At 73.7% G+C, this 11990-nt stretch carries 7 protein-coding genes; all 7 read left to right on the forward strand.

The window, feature by feature from the left end; genetic code table 11:
- The first annotated feature begins 53 nt into the window (after positions 1 to 53).
- The 7 genes from ACIA3K_RS21780 to ACIA3K_RS21810 all read left to right on the forward strand — a co-directional run bounded on the left by ACIA3K_RS21780 (position 54) and on the right by ACIA3K_RS21810 (position 11983).
- Complete coding sequence (locus ACIA3K_RS21780) at positions 54 to 2546, forward strand: amino acid adenylation domain-containing protein (RefSeq protein WP_396803264.1); 2493 nt, start codon at positions 54 to 56, stop codon at positions 2544 to 2546.
- The gene (locus tag ACIA3K_RS21785; protein ID WP_396803265.1) at positions 2543 to 5845 is read left to right on the forward strand and encodes an amino acid adenylation domain-containing protein; all 3303 of its coding nucleotides are present in this window, start codon (positions 2543 to 2545) and stop codon (positions 5843 to 5845) included. The genes ACIA3K_RS21780 and ACIA3K_RS21785 overlap by 4 nt, the downstream gene beginning before the upstream one ends.
- Positions 5842 to 8925 carry a type I polyketide synthase gene (locus tag ACIA3K_RS21790; RefSeq protein WP_396803266.1) on the forward strand — a complete coding sequence of 1028 codons (3084 nt, stop codon included), beginning with the start codon at positions 5842 to 5844 and terminating at the stop codon, positions 8923 to 8925. The genes ACIA3K_RS21785 and ACIA3K_RS21790 overlap by 4 nt, the downstream gene beginning before the upstream one ends.
- Positions 8925 to 9116, forward strand: a complete 192-nt coding sequence (locus tag ACIA3K_RS21795; RefSeq protein ID WP_396803268.1) for an MbtH family protein — start codon at positions 8925 to 8927, stop codon at positions 9114 to 9116. The genes ACIA3K_RS21790 and ACIA3K_RS21795 overlap by 1 nt, the downstream gene beginning before the upstream one ends.
- A 530-nt stretch (positions 9117 to 9646) precedes the next feature.
- Positions 9647 to 10126, forward strand: a complete 480-nt coding sequence (locus ACIA3K_RS21800; RefSeq protein WP_396803269.1) for a hypothetical protein — start codon at positions 9647 to 9649, stop codon at positions 10124 to 10126.
- 78 nt (positions 10127 to 10204) lie between these two features.
- Positions 10205 to 11431 carry an MFS transporter gene (locus ACIA3K_RS21805; RefSeq protein ID WP_396803270.1) on the forward strand — a complete coding sequence of 409 codons (1227 nt, stop codon included), beginning with the start codon at positions 10205 to 10207 and terminating at the stop codon, positions 11429 to 11431.
- An 81-nt stretch (positions 11432 to 11512) separates the two neighbouring features.
- Complete coding sequence (locus ACIA3K_RS21810; protein ID WP_396803272.1) at positions 11513 to 11983, forward strand: hypothetical protein; 471 nt, start codon at positions 11513 to 11515, stop codon at positions 11981 to 11983.
- Positions 11984 to 11990 lie beyond the last annotated feature (7 nt).

Raw genomic sequence — 11990 nt, forward strand, 5'->3', positions numbered from 1 at the left:
CGGGCCATGCTCTCGGTCATTGCGTGTCACCCGCCGATCGGAGCTGAGATCCGATGACCGAACAGACAATTCTTCCTGCCCTTTCCGCCTTCTGGGAGCAGCAGCTCGCCGCCCTCCCGGACCCGCCGGACCTGCCCTTCACGCCGACGGCAGACCCGCCCGGCGACGCCCGAGTTGAGCTGAGCGAGGAGGTCGACCCGCAGGTCAGCGTGTTGGCTGGCCTGTTCGCGCTGCTGCACCGCTGGGTCGGTGCTCGGGATCTGCTCGCCGCGACACCGGCTACCCCGACCGACGCCGGACGCTGGCTGCCGGTCCGGGTTCGGCTGCCCGAGGATCCCACCTGGACCGAGCTGCGGGACCTGGTCCGAACGGCGCTACGCGAAGCCCGGGCGCATGACACGGAATTGCCCGAAAATCCTCTCGACTATCGGCCGGTGGTATCCATTGGCTCCGATCAACTGCCGGCCGGTAATCGTGGTGTGTTGCGGCTGCTGATCGACGACGCCGACGGACGGCCGACGGCCACCATGGGCGGGCACCCGCACGTCGCATCGATCGCGGCGGCCCTTGCCGTCCTGCTCGACCGGGCGCGGGAACGCCCCGGGGCGCGGCTGTCCGACCTGCCGCTGCTCGACCCGGCGACGGAACGGCGGGTGTTGTCTGACTGGAACGCCACCGACACCGCCTATCCGCGCGAGTCGTCGGTGCCCGCGCTGTTCGCCGAGTGGGCCCGGCGGACCCCGGACGCGCCCGCTCTGCGCGACGACGACCAGACCCTGGACTACCGCGAGGTGGACCGGCGCGCCAACCACCTGGCCGGGCGTCTGCTCCGGCTCGGCATCGGCGCGGAGACGATCGTCGGGATCTGCCTCGCCGACACCACGACCTGGGTGGTCGCCGCCCTGGCGACGCTCAAGGTGGGGGCCGCGTACCTGCCGCTGGACCCGGGTTACCCGCCGGAGCGGCTGGCGCTGATGTGCCAGGACGCCGCGCCGGGCGTCATCCTGCACGCCGCCGCGCTGGCCGACCGGCTTCCCGACGACGGCACACCCCGGATCGCCCTGGACCGGCTGCCGACCGACGACGGCCCGGCCCAGCCCCCGGCGGTGACGGTCCACCCCGACCAACTCGCGTACGTCATGTACACGTCGGGGTCGACCGGCCGCCCCAAGGGCACCGGCGTCACCCATCGCAACATCGTCCGGCTGGTCCGCGACACCACCTTCATCGACGTACGCCCCGACGACGTGATGGGGCAGGCCGCCACGATGTCGTTCGACGCGGCCACGCTGGAGGTCTGGGGCGCGCTGCTCAACGGCGCCTGCCTCGCGGACCTGGACATCAACGACGTGATCGTGCCGGACCGGCTCCGCGCCCGGCTGCGCGACACCGGCGTGACGATGATGTTCCTGGCCACCTCCGTGGCCCGGCAGGTGGCGACCGAGGCGCCGGACGCCCTGGCCGCGCTGCGCTACCTGACCTTCGGTGGCGAACAGGCCGACCGGACCGCCGTGGACCGGCTCCGGGCCGCGTGCCCGGACACGACGCTCGTCAACGGGTACGGCCCGACCGAGGCGACCACCTACAGCACCACGTACGACTGCGCCCGGCTCACCGCCGCGGACCCGGTCGTGCCGATCGGTGGCCCGGTCGCCAACACCCGGGTGTACGTGCTGGACCGGCTCCTGCGACCGGTGCCGCCCGGCGTGCTCGGCGAGCTGTTCATCGGCGGGGACGGCGTCGCCCGTGGCTACCTGGGCCGCCCCGACGCGACGGCCGAGGCGTTCGTGCCCGATCCGTTCGGGCCCCGCGCCGGGGGCCGGCTCTACCGCACCGGGGACGTGGTCCGGCAGCGCCCGGACGGGTTGATCGAGTTCGTCGGCCGGTCCGACCACCAGGTGAAGATCCGCGGGTACCGGGTCGAGCCGGGCGAGGTGACCGAGGCGCTGCGCCGCGGCGGGCTGGCCCGCGACGTGATCGTGCGCGCCGACCGCGACGCCGCCGGTGACACCCGGCTGGTCGCGTACGTCGTGCCCGACGAGGGAGTGGGCGTCGAGGCGATCCGGGAACGCGCCCGCGAGCAACTGCCCGACCACCTGGTGCCGGCCGTGTTCGTGGTGCTGCCCCGGCTGCCGCTCAACCGCAACGGCAAGGTGGACGTCGCGGCGCTGCCCGTCCCCGACGCCACTGCGGCAGCCGACGACGACGCTCCTCGTACGCCCACCGAGCGGGCGGTGACCGAGATCTGGCAGGACGTCCTCGGCGTGCCGGTGCGCCGACGTGCCGACGACTTCTTCGACCTGGGTGGACGGTCCCTGAAGGCGACCCGGGTCCGCTCCCGGCTCGCCGCCGCGATCGGCGCGGAGGTGCCGTTGCGACTGATCTTCGACCACCCGACGGTCGCCGGGCTGGCCGCCGCGCTGGACGAGATCGCTGGCACACCCGCCGGGTCTGCCGAACCGGTCGCGCCGGTCGTGCTGGGCGGGACACCGCCCGCCGATCTCGCGGGCCTGCTCGACCAGCTCGAACAGGGTGCCGCCCGATGATCGGCGCGCTCACCCCCGAGCAGTTGCGCCAGCGCGTGGACGCCCTGCCACCCGAGCGGCGGCGGACGTTCCTCGCGGCGATCCGCGCGGACGGCGACCGGTACGGCATCCACCCGCTCACCGCCGCCCAGGAGTGGATGCTCCTGCTGGCCCAGCTCCGACCGGACAGCCCCGCCTACCACGTGCCGTACCGGGTGGACCTGCGTGGTGACCTGGACGTGGCCGCGTTGCGCGGCGCGCTCGACGAGATCGTGGCGCGGCACGAGGCGCTGCGCACCGTCTTCGTGCCGCTGGACGGCCAGTCGTACCAGATGGTCCTGCCGCCGACCGGTCTGCCGCTCACGGTGGTGGACGTCGCGCCGGAGCGGATCGACGGGTACGCCGCCGCCGAGGCGGTACGCCCGTTCGACCTGGCCCGGGGCCCACTGGTGCGCGCCACCCTGTGCCGCACCGGCCCGGATGACTTCTCGCTGCTGCTGAGCCTGCACCACGTGGTCTGCGACGGCTGGAGCATGGGTCTGCTCTTCGAGGAGTTGTCGGCGGCGTACACGGCCCTGCGGGAGGGCCGTCCCGTGGCGTTGCCGACGGTTCCCCGGGACGTGCCGGCGGCGCTGGCCCAGGACCGGCTGCTCGGCCCGACCGAGCTGGCCCGGCGGCTCGACTGGTGGCGTGACGCGCTGGCCGGCGCGCCGCCCGGCCTCGACCTGCCCACCGACCGGCCCCGTCCGGTGGAGCTGGAGGACGCCGGCCACGAGATCGAGTTCTCCTGGCCTTCCGCGTTGGCCGACCGGGTCGCCGAGGCGCAACGCCGCACCGGCGCGACCCCGTACATGATCTTCGCGGCGGCCTGGGCGGCGTTGCTGCACCGGCGCAGCCAGCAACCGGACCTGCTCATCGCCACCCCGGTGGCGAATCGGCAGACGCTCGACAGCGAGACCGCCGTGGGCTTCTTCGTCAACACCCTGGTGCTGCGCAGTCGGGTCGACGGTGGACTGACGTTCGCCGCGCTGCTGGATCGGCTCCGCGACTCGGCGCTGACCGCGCTGACCGATCCGGTGCCCTTCGACGCCCTGGTGCAGGAACTGCGCCCGGTCCGCGATCCCGGCCGTCATCCGCTGGCCCAGGTCATGTTCGCCGTCGAGGACGGCTGGGAAGAGCGGCTGACGCTGCCCGGCGTGACCGTACTGGCCAGCGGCGAGACGCACACCGGCACGTCCATGTTCGACCTGACGCTGACCGTCGTCGTGCACGAGGGCCGCATCGACGGGCGGATCGAGTACCGGACACGACTCTTCGACGAGTCCACCGCCCGCGCGCTCGCCGACCAGTTCGACACCCTGCTCATGGCCGCGCTCGCCGCCCCGGACACACCGGTGGACCGGCTGCCGCTGCTCGACCCGGCCGCCGGTCGGGACCTGGTCGACCGCTGGGCCGCCACCGCGCCCGCGTCCCCCGAGCAGCCGGCCCTGGGCGAACTGGTCGCCCGGCAGGCGAGGACGAACCCGGATGCGGTGGCCGTGGCGTACCGCGATCAGGTTGTCACCTACCGGGACCTGGACGCCCGGGCCGACCGCCTGGCCCGGACCCTCGCCGCCCGGGGTGTGCGGGCCGAGACGACCGTCGGCGTCTGCCTGCCCACCGGCCCCGACTGGGTGGTCACCTTCCTCGCCGTACTCCGATCGGGTGGGATCTATCTGCCCCTGGACCCGCAGCTACCGGCGGCCCGGCTGGCGCACCTGCTCGCCGACTCGGCCGCCGCGCTGGTGGTCACCACCGCCGACGCGCAGCTCGCGCTTCCCACCACCGACCTGCCGCTGCTGCACCTCCGCGACGCCGCCCCGAACGATGCCGCCCCGCATGACGACGCCGCGCCGCTGGCGGTCGTCCATCCGGACGCCGCCGCCTACCTGATCTACACGTCCGGCTCGACCGGGCTGCCCAAGGGCGTCGTCGGCACCCACCGGGGGCTGGCCAACCTCGCCGAGGCGCAGGCCCGGCTGGTCGGCGTCCAGGCCGGCGACCGGGTCCTGCAGTTCCACTCGATCGGGTTCGACGTCGCGCTGTCCGACGTGGTCACCACGCTCACCGTCGGCGCGACCCTGCGCCTGCTCGGCCCGGACGAGCGCACGCCCGGCCCCGACCTGGCCGCCGCGCTCATCCGGCACCGCGTCACGGTCGCCGATCTACCGCCGGTGGTCCTCGACGCGTTGGACCCCACCGCGCTGCCCGACCTGCGGATACTCACCGTGGGTGGCGAACCGTGCGCGCCGGACGTCGCCGCCGCCTGGTCGCGCGGCCGGCTCCTGATCAACGGGTACGGCCCCACCGAGGCCACCGTCACCGCCACGGCCGCCCACTGCGCGCCCACCGACGCTGAACTGCCGATCGGCCGCCCGTTGACCGGGGTACGCGCCTACGTCCTCGACACCGAGCTGCGGCCGGTGCCGCCCGGGGTGCCCGGCGAGCTGTATCTCGGCGGGCTCGGCGTGGCCCGCGGCTACCACGGCGACGCCGCGCTCACGGCCGGACGCTTCCTGCCCGACCCGTACGCGCCGACGCCGGGGGCGCGGATGTACGCCACCGGTGACCTGGTCCGCTGGCGTGCCGACGGACAACTCGTCTTCCTCGGCCGGGCGGACAACCAAGTCAAGATCAACGGTTTCCGGATCGAACTGGGTGAGGTGGAAGCCCACCTGCGGCAGCACCCGGGCGTACGGCGGGCCGCCGCCGTGGTGCGGACCGACTCGCCCGGTGGCCGACGACTCGTCGGCTACCTCGTGGGCGACGGGTTGGCGGTGGACGAGCTACGCCAGAGCCTGCTCCGGCGGCTGCCCCGCTACCTCGTGCCGAGCGCCTTCGTGGTGGTGCCCGACCTGCCGTTCACGTCCAGCGGCAAGCTCGACGCGTCCCGCCTGCCGGCCCCCGCCGTGGCCCGCGCCGATCTCGGCGCCGCGTACGTGGCACCCGACGGGACCGTCGAACGGGCCATCGCCGACACCTGGCGAGCGGTTCTCGGGCTGGACGACGTCGGTGCGGACGACAACTTCTTCGACCTCGGGGGCACGTCTCTGCTGCTGGCACGGGTGCAGACCCGACTCGCCGAGCGGCTGGGCCGACCGGTTCCCGCGGTGGAGCTGTTCCGCTACCCGACCGTCGCGCAGCTCGCCCGCTTCCTCGACGGCGGGTCCGCGCCCACGATGCCGCCGACCGGTGGCCGACGACGAGACGAACGCAAGCAGGCGCTGGCCGACCGGGCCCGCCGGGCCCGCCCGGTGCCGGCGGGGGAGGGGCGAGCGTGAGCGACCAGGAGACCGGACTGGAGATCGCCATCGTCGGGATGGCCGGCCGCTTTCCGGGCGCGGCCGACGTCGACGAACTGTGGCGCCGGGTCCTCGCCGGACAGGAGACCATCACCCGGTTCACGGACGCGGAGTTGGCCGCCAACGGGTTGAGCGAAGAGGAGCGACGGCACCCTGACCACGTGCCGGCGCACGGCGCGCTGCCGGACGTCGACCGCTTCGACGCCGGCTTCTTCGGCTACTCGCCCCGCGACGCACGGCTGCTCGATCCGCAGCAGCGGCTATTCCTCCAGATCGCCTGGACCGCGCTGGAACGCGCCGGTCACCTCGCCGGGGACCCCGACCGGCTGGTCGGCGTGTACGCCGCCGCGGCGGCCAGCGGCTACCTCCTGCACCACCTGTTCCGTAACCCGCGGCTCGACTCGGTCTCCGAGTACGAACTGATGCTCGCCAACGACAAGGACTCGCTGCCCACCCGGGTGGCGTACCACCTGGACCTGCGGGGACCCGCCGTAGCCGTGCAGACGGCGTGCTCGTCGTCGTTGGTCGCCGTACACCTCGCCGCGCAGGCGCTGCTCGCCCGCGAGTGCGACGTCGCGCTCGCCGGTGCGGCGCACATCCTGCTGCCCACCGGCACCGGCTACCGCCACGAGGTCGGCGGCATCATGTCCCGCGACGGGTACTGCCGGCCCTTCGACGTACGCGCCACCGGCACCGTGGGAGGCGACGGCGCTGCCGTGGTCGTCCTGCGCCGGCTGGCGGACGCCCGCGACGACGGCGACACGGTGTACGCCGTCATCCGGGGCTCCGCCATCAACAACGACGGCCGGGTGAAGGTCGGGTTCACCGCGCCCGGGGTGGACGGTCAGGTGGCCGCGATCCGGGCCGCCCAGGAGGTGGCCGAGGTCGACCCCGCCACCATCGGCTACGTCGAGGCGCACGGCACCGGCACCGAGCTGGGCGACCAGATCGAGCTACGTGCCCTGACCGAGGCGTTCCAGGGCGCGGCCGGGGGTGGGGACGCTGGGGGTCGGGGCGCTGGTGGCGGGCGGTGTGCGCTCGGTTCGGTCAAGTCGATCGTCGGTCACCTCGACGTCGCCGCCGGCGTCACCGGGCTGATCAAGGCCGCGTTGGCGCTGCACCACCGGGTGGTGCCACCCAGCCCGTACTGCACCGAGCCGCACCCCGAGCTGGCCGGCGGCCCGTTCCGGGTGCCCACCGCGCCGCAGCCCTGGCCCGACCTGGGCGGGTCGCCCCGCGCGGCGGTCAGCTCCTTCGGCATCGGGGGCACCAACGCCCACGTTGTGCTCCAGGCCGCCGAACCGGCGCGGCAGTTCCCCGACGACGAGCGGTCCGCGTACGTGCTGGTGCTCTCCGCCCGGAACGCCGACGGGCTCGATGAGGCCCGTACCCAGCTCGCCACCCACCTGGAGGCGAACCCGGACGTGCCGCTGGCCGACGTCGCGTACACCCTGGCCCACACGCGACGGGCGTTCGGCCACCGTCTGGTCGCCGTCGCCCCGGACGCCCGCACCGGCGCCGCCCGGCTCGCCGACCGCGACTCATCGGTGGTCCGCACCGGCGTCGTCACCGGTACGCCGGCCGGTGTGGCGCTGCTCTTTCCCGGCCAGGGCGCGCAGTACGCGGGGATGGGCCGCACCCTGTACCGCGCGGAGCCGGTCTACCGGGCGGCCTTCGACCGCTGCGCCGAGCTGCTGCGCCCGCACCTCGACGTGGACCTGCGTACGCTGCTCTGCCCACCCGGCGAACCGGTCCCCGCCGTACCGGAGCTGGACGAGACCCGACTCACCCAGCCGGCCCTGTTCGCCGTCGAGTACGCCCTCGCCGAGCTGCTGCGGCACCATGGCGTACGTTCCGTCGCGATGGCGGGACACAGCCTCGGCGAGTACGTGGCCGCCTGCCTGGCCGGCGTCTTCACGCTGCCCGACGCGCTCGCCACTGTCGCCGTACGCGGCCGGCTCATGCAGGCGCAGGCCCCCGGCTCGATGCTGTCGGTGGCGCTCGGCGTCGACGAGGTCACGGCGCTGCTGCCCGACGACGTGGAGGTGGCCGCCGCAAACGCGCCGCGCCTCGTCACCGTCTCCGGCACGACGGCCGCCGTCGCCGCGTTCGCCGCCGACCTGCGGGGGCGCGGGGTGGCGTGCCGCGAGGTGCGTACCTCGCACGCGTTCCACTCCGCCATGATGGAGCCCGCCCTCGCCGGCTTCGCCGCACACCTGCGCGAGGTTCCGCTCAGCCCGCCCGCCCTGCCGATCGTGTCGAACGTGACCGGACGCTGGCTCACCGACGACGAGGCGACCGACCCCGAATACTGGGTGCGGCAGCTCCGCCGCCCGGTCAACTTCACCGCCACCGCCGACCTGCTGCTGGGCGAGCGGTACGCGCTGCTGGAGGCCGGCCCGGGCCGCACCCTGGCCACCCTCGTCCGTCAGCACGGGGCAGCCCGCGGAGCGACGGTGCTGACCAGCCTGCCCGCCGACCGCACCCCGGCCGGGGAGGACGACGCGGTCGCGCTGGCCGTCGGTCGGCTCTGGCTCGCCGGGGCGCCCGTCGACTGGCCCACCGGACGACGGCGGGTGCCCCTGCCCACGTACCCGTTCGCCCGCGAGCGGCACTGGGTCGACGCGTACCGGCCCGGCCCGGTCACGCTCGACGAGAGCGCGCCGGTCACCGCCTCCCCACCATTGACCATCCCGGACACTGCCGTCGCGCCGACCGACGAGCCGTACGAGGTGGTGCGGCGGATCTGGGTGGACCTGCTCGGGGTGGACGAGATCGGCCCCGACGACGACTTCTTCGAGCTGGGCGGCCACTCGCTGCTCGGCACCCGGGTGGTGGCGCGGCTGCGCGACGCGTTCGGCGTCGACCTACCGCCCGCCGCGATCTTCGAGTCACCCACCCCCGCCGCGTTGGCGCGTACCGTCGCGGACCTGGCCCGGCCGGCTCCCGCCGTACCGGACGGGGACCTCACCGACCTGCTCGCGGAGATCAGGGCGCTCTCGCCCGAGAGTCTCGCCCGCGAGCTGCACCTGGCCCGACACGAGGAAGGTAACTCCTGATGGCTGACGAACACCGCGTGATGGTCAACGACGAGGAGCAGTACGCCCTGTGGCCCCGGCACCGGGAGGCGCCGGACGGGTGGCGGGACGCGGGCTGCGCCGGCAGCCGCCAGGAATGCTTGGACTTCGTCACACGCACCTGGACCGACATGCGCCCCCGCAGCGTCCGCGAACACCTCGCCGCCAGCTGACGGCCGGTCGCGCGCTGGCGCGGTCTCGGCGGTGGCGCGGTCTCGGCGGTGGCCCCGGTCGACGGAGGTAGGTGTCCGTGCTGCCTGTCGAGCTGCCCCAGAAGTGGGGCAGTCCCACAGCCCCAATTGGCACCGCAAGTGGGGCAGCTCGACACCGTTCGGTTGTTCCGCAAGTGGGGCAGCTCGACAGCGTTCGGCCGTCCCAGAAGTGGGGCAGCTCGACACCGTTCGGTTGTTCCGCAAGTGGGGCAGCTCGACAGCGTTCGGCCGTCCCAGAAGTGGGGCAGCTCGACACAGTTCGGTTGTTCCGCAAGTGGGGCAGCTCGACAGCGTTCGGCCGTCCCAGAAATGGGGCAGCTCGACAGCGTCGTCGGATAGTGGGGGCCGCCCCGGCCCGCCGGGAAACCGTGGCACAGGCAGCTGTCCGGTCGGGAACGCCAGGCCGCCAGTCGCCCGTGCGGTCGGGACCGCAGGCCGGGCCCCGAGCCGCCGTACTCGCCACGTCGATTTGTCAATGTAACGTTGACGCGGTGACGACACCGCTGACCGGTCTGGCTGAGGTCCGTGCCGCTCGTACCCGCCTGGATGAGCAGGAGGCCGAGCTGATCGACCGGGCCCGCCACGATGGCGCGACCTGGGCGCAGATCGCGACGGCACTGGGCCTCGGCAGTCGGCAGGCGGCCGAGCAGCGTCGGCAGCGCCTGGCCGTGGCGCGGCGTGCGCGGCGGCAGGACCTGGACCGGTGCTGGTCGCCGCAGATCGTGGCTCTGCGGGCCGCGGTGGCCGAGTTGGGGCGGTGGATCGCGACGGACCGACGGTGGGACTCGCGCTTCCGTCGGGCGACACTCGTGCGGAGCACGGTCGACGCGGCTCTGGACGCCGACCCGGGGTCGCTCTACGCGCTGGCCCTGCATCTGCGCGCCGACCTCGACCACGCGGGCGACCGACTGCCGCCGCCGGCGCGAACGGTGGCGGACGCCATCGAGACCTCCTTGTCAATGGTGCATTGACACCGCCCTGATCGCATTGCCCGATCGAGGCTCAACCCAACAGGATGTGAGTGAACTCGGCTCAACCTGGAGGGTTGAATGCGGCGCAACGCCTACCTGTTCGTGGCGATCTCCCTGCTGTCCGGGTTCGGCAGCAGCGCCATGTCGCTGGTGGCCGGCCTCTGGGTCCTCGACCTCACCGGCTCGACCGCCGTCGCCGCGCTCACCGGGCTCTGCGTGTACGCCCCGGTCCTCGCCGGCCCGTGGCTCGGCGGCCTACTCGACCGGGCGTCCCGGCGACCGCTGGTGATCGCCGTCAACCTCGCGCTGGCCGCCGCCCTGTTCTCGCTCCTCGCCGTCCGTGGGCCGGGGCAGACCTGGCTCGTCTTCGCCGTCTCGTGCGCCTACGGCGTCAGCTATGTACTCATCGACGCGGGCGAGACGGCGCTGCTGCCGTCCGCGCTGTCGGCAGCGGAACTCGGCGATGTCAACGGGTGGCGCTCCAGCGCCCAGGAGGGCATGAAGCTCGTCGCGCCGCTGGTCGGCGCGGGCCTCTACGCCTGGCAGGGCGGGCACGCGGTAGCCGTGCTGAGCGCGGTGATGCCGATTCTGGTCGCCCTCCTCTACCTGCTGGTCCGCCTGAACCGGCCGCCATCCGGTCGACCGACGAGGCGGGCGCCCGGGCTGCGTGCCGGACTGGCAGTCCTGGCCGGACAGCGGACCATCCGCGTCCCGATTCTGCTCGCCGGAGTGTCGATCGCCATGTCCGGCTTCGTGACCGCCGCTCTCTACGCGATCGTCGTCACGGAACTGCGCCTGCCAACGAGTTTCCTGGGGGTGCTTGCCAGCGCCCAGGGCGCCGGCTCCATCCTGGGTGGAATCGTCGTCGGCCGGCTCCTCACCCGACGGGGTCCCGTCGCCGTCGCGGTCGCCGGAACGGTGCTGTTCGCGATGGGTTGTCTGGCCCGGTGTCTGCCCTGGTGGCCGGTCACGGTGGCGGGCGCGGTGACTGTCGGCGTCGGACTGCCGTGGACCCTGGTCGCGGCGGTCACCGCCGTGCAGACGCACACCCCTGCGGCGCTGCTCGGCCGGGTCGCCGCGACGGCCAGCACCGCGATGTTCGGGCCGCTCGTCCTGGCGATCCCGCTCGGCTCGGGAGCCGTCCACCTGGGCGGACGTCCACCCCTGCTCGTCGCCGCCGCGCTGTGCGTGCTTGCCACGACCGCCGCCGCCCCTGATCGTTGGCGGCTCAGCAACACGACACGCCGTACGTGCCGCTGCTCAACAGCCAACGATCACGACCGGCAGACCTGCCTGATCGGCTGACGAGCGGGCACCACGGGCAGCGAGATCGATTCGTGGCCGTACCGTCGTCGGTCAGGTACCCGCCGTGACTAGCCTTTCGCCATGCGCCCAGTCCTGTCACCGCACCCTCCGTCGGTTGATCCACCGCCCCGGGCCTCGCGCACGGGATGGTTCGTCGCGGGCGCCATCATCTTCGGGTGCCTGGCGGCGCTCGCCGTGCCGGTCGGCGGCTTTCTCCTGTGGATGTACGCGGGACCGGACGTGGACGAGCCGCGGGCGGCGGCCGACCAGTTCGTCGGTCGGCTGGAGAGCAACGACGACGCCGCCGCCCACAAATCCCTGTGCGAGGAGATCAGGGCGCGGACCGATCTGGCGGCGTTCACCTCGGCGGTGGAACGCTTCGGCCGGCCCGTGGCGCACACCATGGGCCGGGCCGCCTTCACCGACGAGGCCGGCAGCAGCGCCTCGGTGACCATCGAACTGACCGGCCGGAACGGTCAGACCTTGCAGCTCGACCTGCGGCTGGAGTCGGAGGTCGGCTGGCAGGTGTGCGACGAGAAGCTCTTCGGCTGACCGGCGC

Origin of the sequence: Micromonospora sp. NPDC051543 (genome assembly GCF_044454415.1) — a bacterium.
Taxonomy (GTDB): Bacteria; Actinomycetota; Actinomycetes; order Mycobacteriales; family Micromonosporaceae; genus Micromonospora.

What these genes read in the sequence shown, in the direction of transcription:
- ACIA3K_RS21805 (WP_396803270.1), top strand. Translation starts at nt 10,205, where the DNA reads ATGCGGCGCAACGCCTACCTGTTCGTGGCGATCTCCCTGCTGTCCGGG.
- ACIA3K_RS21810 (WP_396803272.1), top strand. Translation starts at nt 11,513, where the DNA reads ATGCGCCCAGTCCTGTCACCGCACCCTCCGTCGGTTGATCCACCGCCC.
- ACIA3K_RS21780 (WP_396803264.1), top strand. Translation starts at nt 54, where the DNA reads ATGACCGAACAGACAATTCTTCCTGCCCTTTCCGCCTTCTGGGAGCAG.
- ACIA3K_RS21785 (WP_396803265.1), top strand. Translation starts at nt 2,543, where the DNA reads ATGATCGGCGCGCTCACCCCCGAGCAGTTGCGCCAGCGCGTGGACGCC.
- ACIA3K_RS21795 (WP_396803268.1), top strand. Translation starts at nt 8,925, where the DNA reads ATGGCTGACGAACACCGCGTGATGGTCAACGACGAGGAGCAGTACGCC.